This is a genomic window from Pseudarthrobacter sp. P1 (assembly GCF_050156935.1).
Lineage (GTDB): Bacteria > Actinomycetota > Actinomycetes > Actinomycetales > Micrococcaceae > Specibacter.
This window is the reverse complement of record NZ_CP189584.1, coordinates 3,861,306-3,882,450: the sequence shown is the minus strand read 5'-3', so window position 1 is coordinate 3,882,450 and position 21,145 is coordinate 3,861,306. Positions and strand designations below refer to the sequence as shown.

Sequence of the window (21,145 nt, the reverse complement as noted above, 5' to 3'; positions counted from 1 at the left end):
TCAGCCCTTCACGTAGGGTTCGCCGTCGGCGGCCGGGGCCTTGGCCCGCCCGACAAAGCCGGAGACGGCCAGAATGGTCAGCGCATACGGCAGCATGGCCAGGAACTGCCCGTCGATCGGGGTGCCGGCGAGGGAGAGGATGCTTTGCAGGTTGCCGGCGACACCGAACAGCAGGGCCGCCAGGGCCGCGCCGATCGGGTTCCAGCGGCCAAAGATCAATGCCGCCAGGGCGATGAAGCCCAGGCCGCCGGTCATGTCCCTGCTGAAGCTGCTCACGGCCACCAGGGTGAAGGATGCCCCGCCGATGCCGGCGACGGCGCCGCCGGCGAGCACGTTCAGGAACCGGGTCCGGTTGACGTTGATGCCCACGGTGTCGGCGGCCTTGGGGTGCTCGCCCACCGCGCGCACGCGCAGCCCCCAGCGGGTGCGGAACAGTCCGTACCAGATGCCTACCACCAGCACCAGCAGCGGGATGGGCAGGTCCGGCAGATGCGCCGGCTGGTTGTAGATGGTGGCCCCGTTGACCTTCGTCTTCATGATCTTCTCGAACAGGAAGCCGGTCAGGCCGGAGACCAGCACATTGAGCACCACGCCCACGATGATCTGGTTGACCAGGTACTTGATGCTGAAGACCGCCAGCAGGGCGGCCACCAGGACACCGGCGACGGCGGCCGCCAGCAGTCCGGCGAAGGCGTTGTTGGTCATCGAGGAGACCAGGGCGGCGGTGAAGGCACCGGCCAGCAGCTGGCCTTCGATGGCAATGTTCACCACGCCGGCCCGCTCGCCCAGCACGCCCGAGAGCGAGCCGAACACCAGCGGCGTGGTGATCAGCATGGCGCCGGTGAACAATCCCACCACCGTGATGTTCTGGGTTTTGGTGCCGCCGATGATCCACACCAGCAGGCCAATGACAAACACCACCGTGAACGCCATGGTGACCCATTTGGCCGGGCGCCCGATGTTCTTCGTCTGCAGGTACACCTGCACGGCAAGGGCCGCGTACGCCAGGGCGGCGATCCAGCCGGACACCTTCACCGGCAGCACCAGGTTGGGCACCTGCCAGGCGTCGTTGTCCTGGGAGAGGCGGAACGTGGCGTGCCCGTCGGGGCCCAGGATGCCAAAGACCAGGACGGCGAACGCGGCCAGGACACCGAGCAGGATGGGCACACGCCAACTGCGCACGGCCAGCTGGTCCGTGGAGATGGCCTTTTCCACTGTTGGGGCGCTCATGCGCGTGCTCCTTCAGTCTTGGCGGTCTTGATCCGGAACATGGCCCGGATGAGCGGCGGCGCGGCGATGAACAGCACGATCAGCGACTGGACCACCAGGACGATGTCGATGGAGACGTTGGCGTTGACGGCCATCGAGGTGCCGCCGGCCTTGAAGGCACCAAAGAGCAGGGCGGCGAAGAACGTCCCCCAGGGGGTGGACCGGCCCAGCAGTGCCACGGTGATGGCATCAAAGCCGATGCTCCCGGCAATGTCGGCATCAAGCGACTTTGAGGTTCCGGACAGTTGGGCAACGCCGGCGAGTCCGGAGAGTGCACCGGAGATGAGCATGACCAGGATGTAGCCGCGGGAGACCAGCATGCCGGCGGTCTGGGCGGCGCTGGGGTTGGCACCGATGGCACGGAACTCAAAGCCCAGCGTGGAGCGGTTGAGCAGCCAGGCCACGGCCAGCACCGCCAGTACCGCCAGGATAAAGCCGGCATGCAGCCGGAAGTTCGGGCCAAGCAGCAGCGGGAACAGCGCGGAATCGTGCATGGGCGGGCTGATCGGGTTGGTGCTGCCCGGGGCCTTGAGCTGGTTCTTGAGCAGGTACAGCACCAGCGAGGCGGCAATGTAGTTGAGCATGATGGTCACGATGACCTCGTGCGCGCCGGTCTTGGCCTTGAGCGCACCGGCAATGCCGCCCCAAATGGCGCCGCCCACCGCGCCGGCGATGATGACAGCCAGCAGGTGGATGACCGGGGGCAGATCCATGCCGAAGCCCACGGCGCCGGCAAAGACCGCACCCATGATGATCTGGCCCTTGGCGCCAATGTTGAACAGCCCCGCCCGGAACGCCAGGGTGACGGCCAGTCCGGACAGGATCAACGGCGTGGCAAAGGTCAGGGTCTCGAAGATGCCCAGCTGGCCCAGCCAGTTGCGCGCCGTGGGATCGTAGGTGGCGCCCCGCCACAGGGCGCCGTACGCCTGCGAGACCGCCTCCCAGGCGGCCGAGAAGAAGTCTCCCGGCCGGCCAAAAAAGTACCCCGACGCCGCGGTGACGCGCACATCGGTGAAGGCGATCAGCAATCCGCCAATGACCAGGGCAACCACGACGGCGAGCACCGAGACCACAGCGCTGCCGCTCATGATCTCGCGGACAATCCGCCGGCCCTCCCGCTCGGGCCCGGGCGCCTTGGCCGCCTCCTTGACATCCACGCCGCTCATGCGGGTTCTCCTTCTTCAGTGCTTGGGTCCCGCTCTGTGCTGGTCCCACCTGCGGCGGGGGTATCCGCCGCGGCGAGGTGGGCGGCGGCGTCGTCGGCATTCAGCCCGGCCATCATCAGGCCCAGCAGCTCCCGCGAGGACTTGCCGGGGACAATGCCCATCAGCTTCCCCGCGTAGAGCACGGCGATGCGGTCCGCCAGTTCCAGCACCTCGTCCAGTTCGGTGGAGACGATGATGACGGGGGTGCCGGCGTCGCGCTCGGCCACGATGCGTTTGTGCAGGAACTCGATGGACCCCACGTCCACCCCGCGGGTGGGCTGGGAGGCGATGAAGAGCTTCAGCGGCCGGGAGAGCTCGCGGGCCAGCACCACCTTTTGCTGGTTTCCGCCGGACAGGGTGCCCACCTGGTCCTGCGCGGACTGGGTGCGGACATCGAATTCGGCCACCTTGGCCTCGGCGTTCCTGGCGATGGCGGCCCGGTTCAGGGTGCCGCGGCAGGAAAACTCCTTCGTGCCGTACAGGTCAAGGACCAGGTTTTCGGCGTTGGAGAAGCTCTCCACCAGGCCGTCCACCTGCCGGTCCTCGGGCACAAAGCCGACGCCGGCGTCGAGCACGGCGCGCACGCCCTTACCCACCAGTTCCTTGCCCTCGAGGGTGATGGAGCCCTGCACATGCTTGTGCAGCCCCAGCACCGCCTCCGTCAGTTCCGTCTGGCCATTGCCCTGCACACCGGCCACGGCGAGGATCTCGCCCTTGGCCACGGCGAAGGTGAGATCGTCCACCAGCGCCGCTCCGGCGTCGTTGGAAACCGTCAGGTTGGCCACCTTGAAGGTGGCCTCGCCGGGGACGGCGTCGGCCTTGTCCAAGGTCAGGCTGACCGCGCGGCCCACCATCATGGCGGCCAAGTCGGTGGTGGAGGCGGACGGTTCCGCACTGCCCACCACCTTGCCGCGGCGGATCACCGTGATGCGGTCGCTGACGGCCTTGACCTCGCGCAGCTTGTGCGAAATGAACACGATCGAGGTGCCGGCGGCCTTGAGCTGGCCCATGATGTCCATGAGCTCGTCCGTTTCCTGCGGGGTGAGCACGGCGGTGGGCTCATCCAGGATCAGGATCTTGGCGTTGCGCACCAGCGCCTTGATGATTTCCACGCGCTGCTGCACGCCCACGGGGAGGTCCTCCACCAGGGCGTCCGGATCCACGTGGAACCCGTAGCGGGCGGAGATGTCGCGGATCTTCCGCCGGGTCTGCTCCAGGTCCAGGACACCGCCAAACTTCACCGCCTCCCCGCCCAGGGCCACGTTCTCGGCCACGGTGAAGACGGGCACCAGCATTAAGTGCTGGTGCACCATGCCAATGCCGGCGGCCATGGCATCGGAGGGGCCGCTGAGCTTGAGCGGTGTACCGTCGATGAGGATTTCACCGGAGGTGGGCTGGTAGAGGCCGTACAGGACGTTCATCAGGGTGGATTTGCCGGCGCCGTTTTCGCCGAGCAGGGAATGGATTTCACCCGATTCAACCACCAGGTCAATGTGGTCGTTGGCCACCAGAGCGCCAAAGCTCTTGGTGATGCCCTTGAGTTCCAGTTTCAAGAGATCAACCCGTCTTGTTTGAAAGTGTCGGACGCCGTCATGCTGGCTGTGCGGTCAGCCTAGCGTGACGATCGTCCGGGGAGCAGAGTGCGGCGGACAAATATGCCCTAAACCGCCATGCGCCGCCCCCGCAGTGTGGCTGCAGGGGCGGCGCACGGTTCAGCGACGCAGAGCGCAATCGCCGACGCTATTTGGGGCTGGCTGCCGATTCGACCTTCAGTGCACCGGAGATGATGTCCTTCTTGATGGTGTCCAGCTCGGCCTTGGTGTCGGCGCTGACGGAGGCGTCAAGATCGTGGAACGGTGCCAGCTGCACGCCGTCGTTCGCCAGGGTGCCGATGTAGGGGGCGGGATCGAACTTGCCGGCCTTGTCGTCCTTGACGATGGTTTCCACGGCCTCGCCCATGGTCTTGATGACGGAGGTCAGCAGGACCGACTTGTAGGCCGGGGCGGTCAGGAAGCCGTCGGAGTCGACCCAGACCAGCTTGACGGACTTGCCCGCGGCGTTGGCGGCCAGCACGGCGTCGCCAGCTCCCTTGCCCAGCGGACCGGCCACCGGCATGACGACGTCGGCGCCGTCGCCGATCAGGTTGTTGGTGGCCTTGGTGCCTTCCTGGACCACCTCAAAGGTGTTGGTGAAGACGCCCTGCTGGCTCGCCTTGTCCCAGCCCAGCACCTGGACGGAAGCGCCCTTCTGCTTGTTGAAGTAGGCCACGCCGTCGGCAAAACCGTCCATGAAGATGGTCACGGTGGGGATGTTGACGCCACCGAAGGTGCCCACCTTGCCGGTCTTGGACTGCGACGCGGCCACATAGCCGGCCATGAACGCGGCCTGGGCCGTGTCGTAGACAACGGGCTTGACGTTGGGCAGCTTGATGGAGTTGTCGTCAATGATGGCGAAGTGCGCCTTGGGATCGGCGGTGGCCACCTTGGTGGTGGCGTCGGCGAGCAGGAAGCCCACGGTGAAGGTGAGGTTGCAGCCGGCATTGGCCATCTGGTTCAGGTTGGGCTCAAAGTCGGCCGTGGAGCTGGACTCGGCCTGCTTCATCTGGATGCCCAGGTCCGTGACGGTCTTCTTCAGGCCCTCGTAGGAGGACTGGTTGAAGGACTGGTCGTCGAATCCACCGGAGTCCGAGACGATGCAGCCGAGGTAGCTGCTCGCCGTGCCCGTGCCCGAACCCGTCGGCGCAGGCGGGGCGCCACAGCCGCTGAGCAGCAGAGCGGTTGCGCCGAGGGCGATGGTTCCTAGGGTGGCGCCGCGCTTGGCGTTGCTGCGCAGAGAGTTCTTCAAGGTTCCTCCAAAGACAGAGCTAGACGCCCGCAGCCAGGAGCGGCCCGGCCAGGGCCACGATGCCTCGACGGGTCGTGACGATAGAAACACCCTCATCGCAGCTGCTACCCGCTGGTAGGCAGTTGCTAGCATCACAGGTCTATCGTTGGAAATTCGTTACACAGTGCGGCGCAACGGGGGCCGGGGCGCGGCCACCTGGCCATGCCCCGGCCCCCGTTGCGCCGGCCCCTGGACCGGGGCCGGCGCGCCCGGTCAGCCCAGGGTGAGGATCATCTTGCCGGTGTTGGCCCCGCGCAGCAGGTCGATGAAGGCCGCCGGGGCGTTTTCCAGCCCGTGGACCACCGTCTCGTCGAAGGTGATGATCCCCGCGGCCAGCCAGCCGGCCATCGCCGCCGAGAACTCCGGGGCCAGCTGCTGGTAGGAGCCCACCAGGAACCCGCGCAGCGTCAGCTGCTTGCCGATCGCCGCCGCCAGGTTCCGGGGTCCGACCGGGGCCTCGGTGCTGTTGTACTGGCTGATGGCACCGCACATGGCGATCCGGCCGTGGCGGTTCATCAGCCCAATGGCCGCCTCCAACTGCTCGCCGCCGACGTTGTCGAAGTAGACGTCGATGCCCTCGCTCTCCCCCAGCGCCGCCTGGAGCAGGTCCTTGGCGGCGCCGTCGTGGTAGTTGAAGGCGGCATCGAAGCCGAGCTCCAGCAGCCGTTCCACCTTCTCGGGCGAGCCGGCGCTGCCGATCACCCGGGCGGCGCCGAGGTTCTTGGCGATCTGGCCCACCAGCGAGCCCACGGCACCGGCGGCACCGGAGACGAACACGGTGTCCCCGGATTTGAAGGCCGCCACCTGGGTCAGGCCGGCGTACGCCGTCAGTCCCGTCATGCCCAGGGCGCCGAGGAAGGCGGTGGGTGCGGCCAGCGTGGGGTCGACCTTGGTGCTCGCCGCGGCCGGCAGCACGGCGTAGTCGCGCCAGCCCAGGGAATGCACGACGACGTCGCCAACGACGCGTTCGGGGCTGCGGGAGGCGATGACCTCGCCCACGGCACCGCCGTCGAGCGGGGCGTCGAGGGCGAACGGCGCGCTGTAGGACTTTGTGTCGTTCATCCGGCCGCGCATGTACGGGTCAACGCTCATGGCCACGTTGCGGACCAGGATCTGCCCCTCGGCCAGCTCGGGCAGGGTGGATTCGGCCAGCCGGAAGTCCTCCGGCACGGGCCAGCCGTGCGGGCGCGAGGCGAGCTGGATCTCGCGGGTGCTGGTGGGCAGGGTGCTGGAAACGGAGCTCATGCGGCTGCCCCCACCAGGTTGAGCTGGACGTCGATGTTGCCGCGCGTGGCGTTGGAGTACGGGCACACCTGGTGCGCGGCCTCGATCAGCGCTTCGGCAGCGGTGCCGTCCAGGGCCGGCAGGGCGATGTCCATCCGGACGCCGATGCCGTAGCCGCCGGTGGCATTCGCCCCGAGGTCAACCTCGGCCGTGACGGTGGAGCCGGAGACGTCGGCCTTGGCGCGGCGTGCCACCACGCGCAGGGCGGAGTGGAAGCAGGCCGCGTAGCCGGCGGCGAAGAGCTGCTCCGGGTTGGTGCCGTGGCCGTCGCCGCCGAGCTCGGTGGGCGAGGCCAGCGTGACGGCCAGCTTGCCGTCGCTGCTGCGGGCGGTGCCGTCGCGGCCGTCGCCGGTGGCGGTGGCCGTGGCGGTGTAGAGAACCTTCATGAGTCTTCCTTTGGTTGGTCAGACAGTGGTTGGGAAACCCGGCGGGGCACGGTGGTGCGTGCCGGGACGATGTGGTGCCGGCGCCGTGTCTAGTGGCCGGCGGCGCTGTGCAGCGCCGCGGTGACCTTGGCCAGGGTGGCGTTGAATGCGGCCAGCTCGTCCGGGGACAGTCCGGCTGCGTCGGCCAGCGCCGACGGCACGGAGGTGGCCCGCGCACGCAGGGCGGCGCCGTCGGCCGTCAGGTGGATTTCCACCCGGCGCTCGTCGGCCGCGCTGCGGCGGCGCTCCAGGAGCCCGGCGGCCTCCATCCGCTTCAGCAGCGGGGACAGCGTGCCGGAGTCAAGGCCCAGGGCCTCCCCCAGCTCGCCGACGGCGGCGCCGTCGCCCTCCCACAGCAGCATCAGCACCAGGTACTGCGGATAGGTCACGCCCAGCTGCTCCAGCAGCGGCCGGTACACCGCCGTGGCGGCGCGCGAGGCCGAATACAGCGCAAAGCACACCTGCTTTTTCAGAGCCTGCCGTTCAGTCATGGATCAACTGTAGCCCACAATTAGATTGCGCACAACTTACATCCCAAAAGAAAACCCAACTGGGGCGCTGTAACTGCACGGAATCCGCGGATTCCGTGCAGTTACAGCGCCCCAGTTGGGTTTCAGGGTTGGGCTAGACGTCGCGGATAGCGCGCAGGGCGGCGGCGCCGAGGACCTTGATGCCGTGGGCCAGGGCACGTTCGTCCACGATGTAGTCGCCGCGGTGCAGGTCGTATTCCTCCCCGCCGGGCACATGCGTGCCCAGGCGCATCAGCGCACCGGGGATGTCCTGCATGAACCAGGCGAAGTCCTCACCGCCCATGGACTGGGGGGCCAGCACGACGGCGTTGTCGCCCAGTTCGGCGCGGGCCGCCGCCTCGATCAGTGCCGTCTCGTGCTCGGAGTTGACCACCGGCGGCACGCCGCGGATGTGCTCGAGATGGACGTCGACGCCATAGGGCGCTGCCACCTGCTGGACCACATCGTCCAGGAGTTCGCCGGCGGCGTGCCAGGCATCGCGGTCCAGGCAGCGCATGGTGCCGGCCATGGCGCCGCTGCCCGGAATGGCATTCGGGGCGGAGCCGGCGCTGATCTGGCCCCAAACCATGGAGACGCCGCTGCGCACATCCACGCGGCGGGAGAGCACGGCGGGGACGTTGATCGCGATCTGCGCCAGCGCGAAGACCAGGTCCTCGGTCAGGTGCGGCCGGGAGGTGTGGCCGCCGCGGCCGGACAGCTCGATCCGGATGGTGTCCGAGGCGCTGGTGATCGGGCCGATGCGGGTGCCGATCTTGCCGACCTCCACGCGCGGATCGCAGTGCAGGGCCATGATGCGCGGCACGCCCTCCAACGCCCCCTGCTCAATGCAGGACAGCGCGCCGCCGGGCATGGTCTCCTCGGCGGGCTGGAAAATGATCCGGATGGTGGCGCCCAGCGGCGCATCCTCATGCATCGCTGCCAGCACCAGGGCGATGCCCATCATGGCCGCCGTGTGGATGTCGTGGCCACAGCCGTGCGTCACGCCGTGGTTGCGCGAGGCGTAGGGCAGCCCGGTCTCCTCGATGATCGGCAGGGCGTCGATGTCCCCGCGCAGCGCGGTGGCGATCGGACCATCGCCGACGTCGACAATGACGCCCGTGCCCTCGAGGCGGCGCGGCTTCAGCCCGGCATCCACCAGCCGGTCGTAGATCTTGGTGGTGGTCCGGTACTCCTGGAACGACAGCTCCGGATGGGCATGCAGATCCCGGCGGAACTCGATCATCTCCGCCAGCAAGGGCTCCAGCCAGGGGCCAATCAGGCGGGTGGGCTCGGATTCCTGTGAGTAATTTCGCACACACCAAACTTTAGCGAGGAAGCGGCCGCGGGCCGGTATTGGTGGCCCGCGGTTACGCCGCCAATGCCGGTGCCTGCCGCAAAGGGGCTACAGTACGTCCGTTTCGCCCTTGGCCTTGAGGTGGTCGACGGCGGCCTTCACGCGCTGGGCGTGCGCGGTGGTGGTCACCAGCAGGGCGTCCGGGGTGTCCACAATGACAACGTCCTGGATGCCGATCAGGGCGATGACGCGCTTGGTGTCGCTGACCACGATGCCGGAGGCGGACTCGGTGAAGACGCGCGCGCCCTCGCCCAGGACCGTGACGTCGTCGACCTCGCTGGCGCTGTTCAGCCGGCCGATGGCGGCGAAGTCTCCGACGTCGTCCCAGCTGAAGGTGCCGGGGATGACTGCCACATCGCCGGCGTCGGCGGCGGGCTCGGCCACCGCGTAGTCGATGGCGATCTTGGGCAGCGACGGCCAGATGGCGGCCATGACAACGTCGCGCTCCGGGGTGTCCCAGGCCTGGGCAATCTTCACCAGACCGGCGTAGAGCTCGGGTTCGTTGGCCGAGAAGTGCTTGAGCAGCAGGGCCACCGGGGCCACGAACATGCCGGCGTTCCAGTTGTATTGGCCGCTGGCCAGGTATTCCTCGGCCACGGCCAGGCTGGGCTTTTCGACAAATTCGACGACGGCGTGTGCGCTCGGCGCGCCGTCGACGGCCAGCGGCTCGCCCGTGCGGATGTAGCCGAACCCGGTGGAGGGGTGGGTGGGCTTGATCCCGATGGTGACGATCTTGCCGGTGGCCGCGGTGTAGATGGCCTCGCGGACGGCGGCCTGGAAGGCGGTGTCGGGGCTGATCACCTGGTCGGCGGCAAAGGAGCCCATGATGATCTCCGGGTCGCGCTGGTAGAGGATGGCGGCGGCCAGGCCAATGGCGGCGGCGGAATCCTTCGGCTCGCTTTCGAGCACCAGATCGGTGTCCTTGACCTCGGGCAGCTGGCGGCAGACGGCCTCTTTGTGGGCCTCACCGGTGACCATCAGGATGCGCTCATGGGCCAGCGGTTCCAGCCGGTCGTAGGTGGCGCGCAACAGTGTGCTGCCGGAATTGGTCAGATCGTGCAGGAATTTGGGGGCGGCCGCCCGGGACAGTGGCCACAGCCGCGTGCCCACTCCGCCGGCGGGAATGACCGCGTAGAAACGTTCCAGGGGGGTGGCCTCGGGAGTGTGCGCAGATCCTGCTGCTTGAGTATTCATCATTTCCACTCTATCCAATGGACACACCGGGCCGGACCTTGTGTCCGCGTGCGGCGTGGGGCACCTCACCAGCGGCGCCGGCGCCGGCCTCCATTCCGTCCGGCACGGGCGTTTCCGCCCAACTTTTAGGCCCTCTATGCAGCGGAATATAGGGCGGATTTGCACCGATGTGACCCGCCCCACGGAGAAAGGAGCGCCTAAGTTGAATATGCTGTGAGCGAAGCCTAAGTTTAGGCTTGAGCTACGAGTGCTCTCGTTGTGTCCGTAACCACTGCGTGGAACCACGCTAGCGCCACAACGATGCAGGAAGGTTTATTCAGTGCCGACAAAACCAGCTGGCACTCTGTACCGCGGCCGAGAAGGCATGTGGTCCTGGGTGGGACACCGAGTTACCGGTGTAGTGATTTTCTTTTTCTTGTTGGTGCACGTCCTGGACACCTCATTGGTGCGCGTGTCCCCCGAGGCGTACACAGCAGTTATTGGGGCATATAAAAACCCCGTCATGGGATTGGGCGAGGCCGGCCTGGTGGCGGCCATCGTCTTCCACGCCTTCAACGGCCTGCGCATCATCGCGGTCGACTTCTGGAAGAGCGGTCCCAAGTACCAGCGCCAGATGCTCTGGGGCGTCCTGATCCTCTGGGCCCTGACCATGGTGCCCTTCCTGATCCGCCACCTCTCCATTGTCTTTTCTGCAATCACAGGGGGGCACTAGCCATGAGCGCCAACTCCATCGCCGCACCTCGCAGCGGCAAGGTCAAGTACAACCGCAACAAGGGCTCGGGCTCCAACTTCGAGATGGCCGCCTGGCTGTTCATGCGCCTCTCCGGCGTCGTGCTGGTGGTGCTGATCTTCGGCCACCTGTTCGTGAACCTCATGGTGGGCGACGGCATCCATGCCATCGACTTCGGCTTTGTGGCCGGCAAGTGGGCCAGCCCCTTCTGGCAGGTCTGGGACCTGGCCATGCTCTGGCTGGCCATCCTGCACGGCACCAACGGCGTGCGCACCATCATCAATGACTACGCCGAGCGCGACGGCACCCGCATGACGCTCAAGACGGTGCTCTACATCGCCTCCGCCGTGATCATTGTCCTGGGCACCCTGGTGATCTTCACCTTTGATCCGTGCCCCCTGGACGCCAGCGGCGTCCCGCTGCCGGGCGGATTCTGCCAGGCACCGTAGCCCCCCCGAGGCAACCACAGTTTTTTTGAGCAGTTTGAGAGAAAGAGCATCCAGTATGCAGGTCCATAAATACGACGTCGTGATCGTCGGGGCCGGTGGCGCAGGCATGCGTGCCGCCATCGAGTCCGGCCAGCGCGCACGCACAGCTGTATTGACCAAGCTCTACCCCACCCGTTCACACACCGGCGCAGCCCAGGGTGGCATGTGCGCCGCGCTGGCGAACGTGGAGGAAGACAACTGGGAGTGGCACACCTTTGACACCGTCAAGGGTGGCGACTACCTGGTGGACCAGGACGCCGCGGAGGTGATGGCCAAGGAGGCCATCGACGCCGTGCTGGACCTGGAGAAGATGGGCCTGCCGTTCAACCGCACGCCCGAAGGCCGCATCGACCAGCGCCGCTTCGGTGGCCACACCCGCGACCACGGCAAGGCGCCCGTGCGCCGCGCCTGCTACGCCGCGGACCGCACCGGCCACATGATCCTGCAGACCTTGTACCAAAACTGCGTCAAGCACCAGGTCGAGTTCTACAACGAGTACTACGTGTTGGACCTCCTCACCGTCGAGGAAGAGGCCACCCGCGAGGACGGCACCACCTACCTGCAAAAGCGCGTGGCCGGCGTCGTCTCCTACGACCTCGCCTCCGGCGAGCTGCATGTCTTCCAGGCCAAGAGCGTCATCTTCGCCTCCGGTGGAGCCGGCAAGGTCTTCAAGACCACCTCCAACGCCCACACCCTCACCGGTGACGGCATGGGCATCGCCTTCCGCCGCGGCATCCCCCTGGAAGACATGGAGTTCTTCCAGTTCCACCCGACCGGTCTGGCCGGCCTGGGCATCCTGCTCTCCGAGGCCGCCCGCGGCGAGGGCGCGATCCTGCGCAACTCCGAGGGTGAGCGCTTCATGGAGCGCTACGCCCCCACCATCAAGGACCTGGCCCCGCGCGACATCGTGGCCCGTTCCATGGCGAACGAGGTCCGCGAAGGCCGCGGCTGCGGTCCGAACAAGGACTATGTCCTGCTCGACCTCACGCACCTGGAGCCGGCGCACATCGACGCCAAGCTCCCGGACATCACCGAGTTCGCCCGCACCTACCTGGGTGTGGAGCCGTACACGGAGCCGGTCCCGGTCTTCCCGACGGCGCACTACGCCATGGGCGGCATCCCCACCAACATCACCACCGAGGTCCTCCAGGACAACGACACGGTGATCCCGGGCCTGTTCGCGGCCGGCGAGGTGGCCTGCGTGTCGGTGCACGGCTCCAACCGCCTGGGCACCAACTCGCTGCTGGACATCAACGTCTTTGGCAAGCGCGCCGGCATTGCCGCCGCCGAGTACGCCCTGGGCGCGGACTACGTCGAGCTGCCCGAGGATCCCGAGAACTACACCAACGCCCTGCTGGAGCACGTGCGCACCTCCGACGGCGGTGAGAAGGTCGCTGCCATCCGCAAGGAGCTGCAGGACACCATGGATGCCAACATGCAGGTGTTCCGCACGGCCGACTCCCTGAACCAGGTGCTGGGCGACATTGCCTCCCTCGAGGAGCGCTACACCCGCATCACCGTCCAGGACAAGGGCAAGCGCTTCAACCTGGACCTGCTGGAGGCCGTTGAACTGGGCTTCCTGCTGGAACTGGCCAAGGTCATGACAGTTGCCGCCCTGCACCGCGAGGAGTCGCGTGGCGGCCACTACCGCGAGGACTTCCCGGACCGCGACGATGCGAAGTTCATGAAGCATTCCATGGCCTACAAGGATGATGCGGTGACAGCCGCCGGTTCCGCGGAGAACGTCGCCGGCATCCGTTTGGGCACCAAGCCCGTTGTCTTTACGCGCTACGAGCCGATGGTGAGGAAGTACTAATGAGCCCCGTGGAAACAGCAGAAACTGCTCCCGAGCCGGCGTCGAAGATTGAGCTGCCCGCCCACCTTGGCGGCGGTGGCGGCGAGATCCCCACGTTCAACATCACCTTGCGCGTGCGCCGGTACAACCCCGAGGTTTCCGAGGAAGCCAAGTGGGAGGACTACGAGCTGACCATGTACGGCACGGACCGTGTCCTGGATGCCCTGCACAAGATCAAGTGGGACCACGACGGTTCGCTGTCCTTCCGACGCTCCTGCGCCCACGGCGTGTGCGGCTCCGATGCCATGCGCATCAACGGCCGCAACCGTCTGGCCTGCAAGACGCTGCTGAAGGATCTGGACACGAAGAAGCCGATCACCGTCGAGCCCATCAAGGGTCTGCCGGTCGAGAAGGACCTCATCGTCGACATGGAGCCCTTCTTCCAGTCCTACCGCGAGATCATGCCGTTCCTGATCAACAAGGGCCACGAGCCCACGAAGGAACGACTGCAGTCCGCCGAGCAGCGCGAACGCTTCGATGACACCACCAAGTGCATCCTCTGCGCCGCCTGCACCTCCTCCTGCCCGGTGTTCTGGACCGACGGCCAGTACTTCGGCCCGGCCGCCATCGTGAACGCCCACCGCTTCATCTTCGATTCCCGCGATGATGCCGGCGACATGCGCCTGGAGATCCTCAACGACAAGGAAGGCGTCTGGCGCTGCCGGACCACCTTCAACTGCACCGAAGCATGCCCCCGCGGCATCCAGGTGACCCAGGCCATCGCCGAGGTCAAGCAGGCCATCCTCAGCCGCCGCATCTAGTACGCAACTGGGCAAAGAGTACGACGGCGCCGGAGGCGGAGGATTCCTCCGCCTCCGGCGCCGTCGTCGTTTAATCACTGTGGCGCGGTAGTTGCTCGAATGACGCCTCATTCGAGCAACTACCGCGCCACAGTTGGCTGGCTAGCGCGCGATGGTCCGGGCCCGCCCGGGGCGGGGACGGCTGTGTGCCAGGGCCGCGGCGTCCGACTCCCCGACGGCGGCCCAGGCGGCCGCGCCCAGATAGGCCTGGCTGAGGAAGTTGAACCAGAGCAGCAGGCCGATGACGACGGCGAATGGGGCCAGCACCGGGTTGGCGCCGGCGCGGGCCAACAACAGGCCGCTGAGCAGCTGCAGGACGGTGGCCGCGGCCCCCGCCAGCCCCGTGGCCTGCCAAAAGGCGGCCCGGGAGATCTCCAGCCGCGCCGCCAGGGAAAACAGGATGGCGGCGGTGCACCAGTTCAGCACCGCGGCGGCCAGGACGCCCAGCCCGTAGCCCAGCGGCGCGGCCGCACCGCCGTCGAACCCCGCCAGCTCCGCCACCGTGTCAAGGGCCACGCCCAGCAGCAGCGTGAGGGCGGCGCTGAGCAGCAGCGCCACGGCGAGCAGGAGCAGGACACCGAGGTCCACCGCCTTGGCCACGAACGGATTGCGCCGCAGCGGCGCCAGCCCGAACATGGACCGCAGCCCGTCGCGCACCGCACCGATCCAGCCCATCGAGGCCACCACGCCCACGGCGAGTGCGATGGCGGCCGTCCAGCCCAGCCCGGCCGGGTCGAGCAGGCTGGCCGGATCCACCAGCCCCTCCCGCCCACCCACGGCCAGCAGGCCGGGAACGGTGGTGGAAATGTTGGAGACCACGGCGTCCAGCAGCCGCTGGTTGGTGCGCAGCGCCAGCGCCGCCACGGAGAATCCGGTGGTCAGCAGCGAGGTGATGGAGAAGAACATGGCCATGCCAATGCCCGAGGCCAGCAGTGGGCCGAGGCGCAGGTTGTAGTGGTTGAGGGCGCGCAGCGGGCGCACTGTGTTGGCCCGGGCGGATTGGAATTCCCACCAGGCCATTCCCTTGGCCAGGCGGCCGCCCAGGCCGGCGCCGCTTGCGCCGCCTGCGCCGTCCGCGGCGCGGCGGGCCCGGCCGTAGGCGCGCTGTTTGGCCAGCACGCCGCGGCGAAGCCCGGCCCGGTCAGTCGGTGCCGGGGCCTGGTCAGTCGGTGCCGGGGCCTGTGCCGTCGGTGCCGGCATTGATGCCGTCCCTGCCGGGGGCCTGATCCGCGCCGCCAAAGCTAAGCTCTTCCTTCAATTGCCATACCCCAGAACTATCATGCTCGTACAGCCCCATGCCCGTGACACGGAATTCTGCGCGGTAATCCTTGAGCTTGCGCTGGGCCAGATCCATCCCCGCCTCGGAGATGTCGTGGGCCACAGTGATGTGCGGGTGGAACTCGAAGGGCAGGTCCCGGGCCAGCGGGCCGGCCTGCAGTCTGGTGTGCAGCTCCACGCACTCCTGGTAGCCGTCCTCCACCTTCAGGTACACCACCGGGGAGACGGGCCGGAAGGATTCGGTGCCGCGCAGGGTCACCGTGAAGGGCCGCTGCGTGCGGGCCACGGCCCGGACGTGCTCGGTGGTGTCGTCCCACCCGTCGGCCGGGGTGGTGGTGACCAACGTGATGTGCGCCGGGATCACGGCCGCCATCGCGTCCCCGAACGAGAGCCGCCACGCGGTGATCTCGCTGGCGAGCGGCTCCTCGAGCGCCACCACCACGCCAACGCACACCGTACCGCCGTCGGCGGTCCGGGGTGTTGGGGTGGTGCTGGCGTCGGTGCACATGGGCTTTAGCGGCTGCCGGGCCGGGCCAGGAAGCCCATCTTGGCATAGACGTTGTCCATGGTGGCGGAGGCAATGGTGCGGGCGCGCTCGGCGCCGCGGGCCAGCAGCCTGTCCAGCTCGGCCGGGTCCGCCATGAGCTCGTTGGTCCGGTCCCGGAGCGGGGTCACGAAGTCCACCATGACCTCGGCCAGGTCCACCTTCAGGTGCCCGTACATCTTGCCCACGTAGGCCTCCTCCAGCTCGGCGATGGAGCGGCCGGTCAGCGTGGAGTAGATGGTGAGCAGGTTGGACACGCCCGGCTTGGCCTCGGCGTCGAAGCGGATCTCGGTGCCGGCGTCGGTCACCGCTGACTTGATCCGCTTGGCCGCGATCTTGGGGTCTTCCAGCAACTGGATGATGCCGTTGGGCGATTCCCCGGTCTTGGACATCTTGGCCGTGGGGTTCTGCAGATCGTAGATCTTGGCCGTTTCCTTCAAGATGGTGGCCTCGGGCACGGTGAAGGTCTCGCCGAAGCGGGTGTTGAAGCGGTGCGCCAGGGTGCGCGTCAGCTCCAGGTGCTGGCGCTGGTCCTCGCCCACCGGCACCAGGTCGGCCTGGTAGAGCAGGATGTCCGCGGCCATCAGCGTCGGGTAGGCAAAGAGCCCCAGCGTGGCGGCGTCGGAGCCGGTCTTGGCGGTCTTGTCCTTGAACTGGGTCATCCGGGCGGCCTCGCCGTAGCCGGTGATGCAGTTCAGCGCCCAGGCCAGCTCGGCGTGCTCGGGCACATGGGACTGCACAAAGAAGATGGCCTTTTCCGGATCGATGCCGGCGGCAATGTACTGCGCCGCGACGGTCCGGGTCCGGGTGGCCAGGGCGGCCGGGTCGAAGTCCACCGTGATGGCGTGCATGTCCGGGATGAAGAACACGGCATCGTATGACTCCTGCATGCCCACCCACTGCCGCACCGCGCCAATGTAGTTTCCCAGGTGCAGGGAATCGGCGGTGGGCTTGGCTCCGGAGAGGATCCGTTGGCGTGCGGCAGTCATGGAAGGGTGCTTTCAGTCAGGAGGTGGAAAAGACGGTGGCTAATTGGCCGGCGACAACCGGTAGTCGACCACCAGCGGGGCGTGGTCGGAGAAGCGGGTGTCCCAGGTCTCGGCCCGGTCGACGACGGCGGACACGGCGGCGCCGGCCAGCGCCGGGTTGGCCATGTGGTAGTCGATGCGCCAACCGGTGTTGTTGTCGAACGCCGCTCCGCGCCAGGACCACCAGGTGTACGGCCCCTCGACCTCGCCGGCCAGCTGGCGGGCGACATCCATGTAGCCGATCTCCTCGCCAAAGAAGCGGTCGAAGTAGGCACGTTCCTCGGGCAGGAAGCCGGCGCGCTTGACGTTGCCCTTCCAGTTCTTGATGTCCAAGGTGGTGTGGCCGACGTTGAGGTCGCCCACCACCAGGGCATAGTCGCTCGCCGCGGCCATCGCGGGCAGGCGGGTGGCCATGGTGTCCAGGAAGCGGTACTTGTCCACCTGTTTGGGCGTGTCCACCTCGCCGGAGTGCACATAGGCGCTGACCACTGTGAGGGTCTTGGCGGCGCCGTCGCCGTTCTTGACCAGATAGTCCGCCTCGACCCAGCGGCCGGAGGTGGCGAAGTAGTCCTCGCCGATGCCCACCCGGGTGGCGGTGGGCTGCAGGCGGTCCTTGCGGGTGGCGATGGCGGCGCCGGCACGGCCCTTGGCCTCGGCCTCGGCGTGCAGGATGTGCCAGTCCTCGCCCAGGAACTCGTGCACGATGGCATCGGGCGCCCGGACCTCCTGCAGGCACAGGATGTCGACGTCGCGCGCCGCAAGCCACTGGGCCATGCCGCGCTTGTAGGCGGCGCGAATGCCGTTGACGTTGACGGATGCAATCCGCAAATGACCGTTCTGGGTAGCCATGCTCACCTGTTCCACCTTACCGTGTTGCCACGCGCCATCCGTGCCCGTCGGGAGGACGCCGGGCCGGGCCAAACTCTTGTGCCGGGCGTGCCAGCACACCAGCCAACGCTAGTCGATGACGACGCCGGCGATGGTCTCGCCGCCGTCGTTGCGCGGCGTTTCTCCCGTGCCGGGCGCGTCGCCGTCCTTTTTGATCATGCCGCGGCCATTGTGTGCGGTGATCTGGATGGTCTCCAGGGCACGGTCCACCATGCCGGCGTCCTTGCCCAGCTGCTCGGCGATGACGCCCGCCTGGACCTGGATGATCTTGAAGCTGTGGTCCAGCTTGAGGTCGCGGACCGACGCGGCACCGTCGTCGATCAGCGTGGTGCCCTGCCCAGCCGGGGCCGCGGCACTGCTGGCCTGGGCCAGCTGGGCCTGTGCCAGGCGCACCTGCTCGGCACCGAAGCGCGCGGCCTTGTGCACGCCGATGTAGACGAACGTGGACAACGCCAGCCAGCCCAGGGCCACGACGGCGATGAACCAGCCCAGCACCGAGTTGTTGTTGGCGGCCAGAACCAGCGCCACCAGGAACACCACGGCCAGGACCAGGGTGCCCAGTCCGGTGAAGCGTGCGGGCTTGGAGGATTTGCCGGTGCCAAGAGAAGTCATGGCCCCATTCTCTCAAACGCAGGGCCGCCCGCAACGCGCTTCCACCAGCGGCGAACGCCCTACTTCAGGAACAATTTCCGCAGCCGCGCCGTGGTCAGCACCAGGCCCAGCACGATCATCACGGCGTAGTACGCCACGTGGCCGAGCATGCCCAGGCTGAGGATCCCGGCGCTGAGCCCGCGCAGCAGTTCCACCCCATGCCACAGTGGCATCGCCTGGATGAGCCACTGGATGGGACCGGGGTAGACGGTGAGCGGATAGAACGTAGCGGAGAACAGGAACATCGGCAGCATCACGAAGTTGATCCAGTCCATCTGCTGGAACGTCTTCATGAACGAGGTGATGGCCATCCCGAAGCTGGCAAAGCCGAAGGCGATCACCACCGAGGCCGGGATCATCAGCAGCGCCCAGGGCGTGGTGATCAGTCCCATCATCCCCATGACGGCGGTGAAGCCGGTGGCGTAGAGCAGCCCGCGCAGCAGGGCCAGGAAGATCTCCCCCAGCGCCACGTCCAGCGGGCCCAGGGAGGTGTAGAGCATGCCTTGGTACAGCTTGGCGAAGTTCATCTTGAAGAAGACGTTCCAGGTGGAGTCGTAGACTGCCCCGTTCATCGCGGAGGTGGCCAACAGCGCCGGGGCGATGTAGGCCGCATAGCTGATCGGGGCGCCGTCGGGCCCCGCCACGGAACCCACCAGCGCGCCCAGCCCGATCCCCATCGAGAGCAGGAACAGCACCGGCTCGAAGAAGCCGCTGAGCATCACCAGCGCGTTGGTGCTCTTGGTGGCCATCAGACCACGGGAAATCACGGCCCGCGCATTGCCGGAGTACAGCCCGGCCAGCGGCCTGCGCCGGGTAGACCCCTCCCGCAGCTGCGCCTGGGACGTCTGCACGGCGCTCATGCTCCCATTCTCCGGGCAAAGATCCGCCGGGCCAGCACCGCGCCGGCCACCGACGTCGCGAGCATGTAGGCCAGGTGCAGCAGGCTCAGCCAGAGGGGCTCGGCGTAGCCGTAGCTGAGCACGCGGCCCAGCTCGGTGGCGTGCCACAGCGGGCTCAGCCAGCCGATCCACTGCAGGAACCAGGGCAGCGTGGCCAGCGGAAAGAACGTGCCGGAAAACAGGAACAGCGGGGTGACTAGAAAGCGCTGGACGGCGGCAAACTGGCCCGAGTCCTTGGCCAGCGTGGACACGTACGCCATCAGCGGCAGGCCGAACGCGAGCGCACACAGCGTGGCGGTGAAGATGCTCAGCCAGGCCCATGGACCCGGCGCGGCGCCAAAAAGCACAACAATGCCAAAATAAATGGCCGTGGGCACCAGGATGCGGATGGTCACCCCGATGATGTGGCCGCCGGCAATCTGCCCGGGCGCGAGCGGGGAGGCGTGCGGACCGTAAAACGTCCGGCGCCATTTGAAGCCATCCATGATGGGGAACATGAATTCCCCGGTGGCGCTCATCATGGCCGCGGAGGCCACCAGCGCCGGCGCCAGGAAGGCCAGGTAGCCGACGCCGCCGAAGGATCCGGCGCCGTTGGCGTTGATCAGCGCCGCCATCCCCACCCCCATGGCAAAGAGGTAGGCCAGCGGCGTGCCGATGCTGTACAGCAGCACGCTCACCGCATAGGCGCGCATCACCTTCAGGGTGTGCTCGGCGAAGTACCAGGAGCCCAGCCGGCGGGCCCGGGCGGCGGATTCCGCCGGGGTCAGCGGGACGGGAAGGACGACAGCGGCCCCGGGTGCCGCACCGTCCGGGGTGCCGGTGCCCGGGGCGCCGGTGCCCGCGGGGCGCGGGACGCTAGTCAACGAGGCTCCTTCCGGTCAGGCGCAGGAAGACGTCCTCCAGCGAGGAGCGCCGCACCAGCGAGGTCAGCGGCGCGAGCCCGCGCTCGGTGACGCGCTCCAGGGCGCGTTCGCCGTCGCCGGTGTAGATCAGCACCCGGTCCGGCAGCGTCTCCACGCGCTCGCCGATCCCGCCGAGCTCCCCGGCCACCGTGGCGTTGCGATCCGAGCCGAAGCGCAGCTCCAGCACCTCGCGGGTGGAGTACTGGCGGATCAGCGCCGCCGGGGAGCCCTCGGCCATGATCTTGCCCTTGTCCACCACCACGAGCCTGTCGCAGAGCTGCTCGGCCTCGTCCATGTAGTGCGTGGTGAGGATCAGCGTGGTGCCCGCCTCCTTGAGCCGGAACAGCCGGTCCCAGAGGATGTGGCGCGCCTGCGGGTCCAGGCCCGTGGTGGGCTCGTCCAGCAGCAGGATCTTGGGATCGTTCACCAAAGAGCGCGCGATCGTCAGGCGCCGCTTCATGCCGCCGGAGAGGTCGTCCACTTTGGCGTTGGCCTTCTCGGTCAGCTGCGCAAACTCCAGCAGCTCGTCCGCCTTGGACCGCAAATAGCTCATCGGCAGGCCGAAGTAGCGCCCGTACACGATCAGGTTGTCCCGGACCTTGAGCTCCTCGTCCAGGTTGTCCTGCTGCGGCACCACGCCCAGATGGGCGCGCACCTCCGGGCCGTGCTGTTCCGGATCCAGTCCCATGATGCTCAGCGTGCCGCCGGAGCGCTGGGAGACGCCGCCGATCATCCGCATGGTGGTGGATTTGCCGGCGCCGTTGGGCCCCAGCAGGCCAAAGGACTCCCCCGCCGGGACGTCAAAGGAAATGTTGTCGACGGCGGTGAAGTCCCCATAGCGCTTGGTCAGGTTGTGGGCCGAGATGACATAGGGCGGGGCGGCGGATCCGCGGGTTTGGAGGGACACCCGGACTAGGCTAGTACAAGCCTTCGATTCCTAGAAGGGGTTTCCCTAATCC

21 protein-coding genes are annotated in these 21,145 nt (G+C 67.5%); 4 read left to right on the top strand and 17 right to left on the bottom strand.

The genetic code is table 11. The annotated features are described in order from the left end of the window. The 9 genes from ACQCSX_RS18235 to ACQCSX_RS18195 all read right to left on the bottom strand — a co-directional run bounded on the left by ACQCSX_RS18235 (position 1) and on the right by ACQCSX_RS18195 (position 10,123). On the bottom strand, positions 1-1,230 hold the full coding sequence (locus ACQCSX_RS18235) for an ABC transporter permease (protein WP_427016645.1): 1,230 nt from the start codon (positions 1,228-1,230) through the stop codon (positions 1-3). Then, positions 1,227-2,435, bottom strand: a complete 1,209-nt coding sequence (locus ACQCSX_RS18230; RefSeq protein WP_427016644.1) for an ABC transporter permease — start codon at positions 2,433-2,435, stop codon at positions 1,227-1,229. The genes ACQCSX_RS18235 and ACQCSX_RS18230 overlap by 4 nt, the downstream gene beginning before the upstream one ends. After that, the gene (locus ACQCSX_RS18225; RefSeq protein WP_427016643.1) at positions 2,432-4,027 is read right to left on the bottom strand and encodes an ABC transporter ATP-binding protein; all 1,596 of its coding nucleotides are present in this window, start codon (positions 4,025-4,027) and stop codon (positions 2,432-2,434) included. The genes ACQCSX_RS18230 and ACQCSX_RS18225 overlap by 4 nt, the downstream gene beginning before the upstream one ends. Before the next feature lie 187 nt (positions 4,028-4,214). Beyond that, positions 4,215-5,318, bottom strand: coding sequence for a BMP family lipoprotein (locus ACQCSX_RS18220; protein ID WP_427016642.1), 1,104 nt, complete (start codon positions 5,316-5,318; stop codon positions 4,215-4,217). Between the two features lie 252 nt (positions 5,319-5,570). Further along, positions 5,571-6,602 (bottom strand): NADP-dependent oxidoreductase, encoded by a 1,032-nt coding sequence (locus tag ACQCSX_RS18215; RefSeq protein WP_427016641.1) that lies wholly within the window; start codon positions 6,600-6,602, stop codon positions 5,571-5,573. After that, entirely contained in the window at positions 6,599-7,027 is a 429-nt protein-coding gene (locus ACQCSX_RS18210) for an organic hydroperoxide resistance protein (RefSeq protein ID WP_427016640.1), read from the bottom strand. The genes ACQCSX_RS18215 and ACQCSX_RS18210 overlap by 4 nt, the downstream gene beginning before the upstream one ends. An 89-nt stretch (positions 7,028-7,116) precedes the next feature. After that, positions 7,117-7,557: a MarR family winged helix-turn-helix transcriptional regulator gene (locus tag ACQCSX_RS18205; RefSeq protein ID WP_427016639.1), complete on the bottom strand. Its 441-nt coding sequence runs from the start codon at positions 7,555-7,557 to the stop codon at positions 7,117-7,119. Positions 7,558-7,690: 133 nt separating this feature from the next. Further along, entirely contained in the window at positions 7,691-8,890 is a 1,200-nt protein-coding gene (locus ACQCSX_RS18200) for an amidohydrolase (RefSeq protein WP_427016638.1), read from the bottom strand. An 87-nt stretch (positions 8,891-8,977) separates the two neighbouring features. Then, the gene (locus tag ACQCSX_RS18195) at positions 8,978-10,123 is read right to left on the bottom strand and encodes a mannose-1-phosphate guanylyltransferase (protein ID WP_427016637.1); all 1,146 of its coding nucleotides are present in this window, start codon (positions 10,121-10,123) and stop codon (positions 8,978-8,980) included. Positions 10,124-10,442: 319 nt separating this feature from the next. On the opposite strand from ACQCSX_RS18195, the gene sdhC reads away from it, so the two are divergent. From sdhC to ACQCSX_RS18175, 4 genes are read left to right on the top strand one after another with little or no spacing between them, the layout of a single operon-like run. After that, positions 10,443-10,835 (top strand): succinate dehydrogenase, cytochrome b556 subunit, encoded by a 393-nt coding sequence (gene sdhC, locus ACQCSX_RS18190; protein WP_427016636.1) that lies wholly within the window; start codon positions 10,443-10,445, stop codon positions 10,833-10,835. A gap of 2 nt (positions 10,836-10,837) precedes the next feature. Next, positions 10,838-11,302: a succinate dehydrogenase hydrophobic membrane anchor subunit gene (locus ACQCSX_RS18185; protein WP_427016635.1), complete on the top strand. Its 465-nt coding sequence runs from the start codon at positions 10,838-10,840 to the stop codon at positions 11,300-11,302. 55 nt (positions 11,303-11,357) lie between these two features. Beyond that, the gene (gene sdhA / locus ACQCSX_RS18180; RefSeq protein ID WP_427016634.1) at positions 11,358-13,157 is read left to right on the top strand and encodes a succinate dehydrogenase flavoprotein subunit; all 1,800 of its coding nucleotides are present in this window, start codon (positions 11,358-11,360) and stop codon (positions 13,155-13,157) included. Further along, positions 13,157-13,957: a succinate dehydrogenase iron-sulfur subunit gene (locus ACQCSX_RS18175; RefSeq protein WP_427016633.1), complete on the top strand. Its 801-nt coding sequence runs from the start codon at positions 13,157-13,159 to the stop codon at positions 13,955-13,957. The genes sdhA and ACQCSX_RS18175 overlap by 1 nt, the downstream gene beginning before the upstream one ends. 141 nt (positions 13,958-14,098) lie before the next feature. Here ACQCSX_RS18175 and ACQCSX_RS18170 read toward each other — a convergent pair whose 3' ends face one another. The 8 genes from ACQCSX_RS18170 to ACQCSX_RS18135 all read right to left on the bottom strand — a co-directional run bounded on the left by ACQCSX_RS18170 (position 14,099) and on the right by ACQCSX_RS18135 (position 21,093). Beyond that, on the bottom strand, positions 14,099-15,196 hold the full coding sequence (locus tag ACQCSX_RS18170) for a YhjD/YihY/BrkB family envelope integrity protein (RefSeq protein ID WP_427016632.1): 1,098 nt from the start codon (positions 15,194-15,196) through the stop codon (positions 14,099-14,101). Continuing rightward, positions 15,159-15,782, bottom strand: coding sequence for a 2'-5' RNA ligase family protein (locus ACQCSX_RS18165; protein WP_427016631.1), 624 nt, complete (start codon positions 15,780-15,782; stop codon positions 15,159-15,161). The genes ACQCSX_RS18170 and ACQCSX_RS18165 overlap by 38 nt, the downstream gene beginning before the upstream one ends. Positions 15,783-15,787: 5 nt before the next feature. Further along, positions 15,788-16,807 carry a tryptophan--tRNA ligase gene (gene trpS / locus ACQCSX_RS18160; RefSeq protein WP_427016630.1) on the bottom strand — a complete coding sequence of 340 codons (1,020 nt, stop codon included), beginning with the start codon at positions 16,805-16,807 and terminating at the stop codon, positions 15,788-15,790. Positions 16,808-16,846: 39 nt separating this feature from the next. Then, positions 16,847-17,695: an exodeoxyribonuclease III gene (locus ACQCSX_RS18155; RefSeq protein ID WP_427019093.1), complete on the bottom strand. Its 849-nt coding sequence runs from the start codon at positions 17,693-17,695 to the stop codon at positions 16,847-16,849. Between the two features lie 108 nt (positions 17,696-17,803). Beyond that, positions 17,804-18,346, bottom strand: a complete 543-nt coding sequence (locus tag ACQCSX_RS18150) for a hypothetical protein (protein ID WP_427016629.1) — start codon at positions 18,344-18,346, stop codon at positions 17,804-17,806. A 59-nt stretch (positions 18,347-18,405) separates the two neighbouring features. Continuing rightward, on the bottom strand, positions 18,406-19,245 hold the full coding sequence (locus ACQCSX_RS18145) for an ABC transporter permease (RefSeq protein ID WP_427016628.1): 840 nt from the start codon (positions 19,243-19,245) through the stop codon (positions 18,406-18,408). Continuing rightward, a complete protein-coding gene (locus tag ACQCSX_RS18140) occupies positions 19,242-20,147 on the bottom strand; it encodes an ABC transporter permease (RefSeq protein ID WP_427016627.1) in 906 nt (301 codons plus the stop codon). The genes ACQCSX_RS18145 and ACQCSX_RS18140 overlap by 4 nt, the downstream gene beginning before the upstream one ends. Next, positions 20,140-21,093 carry an ABC transporter ATP-binding protein gene (locus ACQCSX_RS18135; RefSeq protein WP_427016626.1) on the bottom strand — a complete coding sequence of 318 codons (954 nt, stop codon included), beginning with the start codon at positions 21,091-21,093 and terminating at the stop codon, positions 20,140-20,142. The genes ACQCSX_RS18140 and ACQCSX_RS18135 overlap by 8 nt, the downstream gene beginning before the upstream one ends. Positions 21,094-21,145 lie beyond the last annotated feature (52 nt).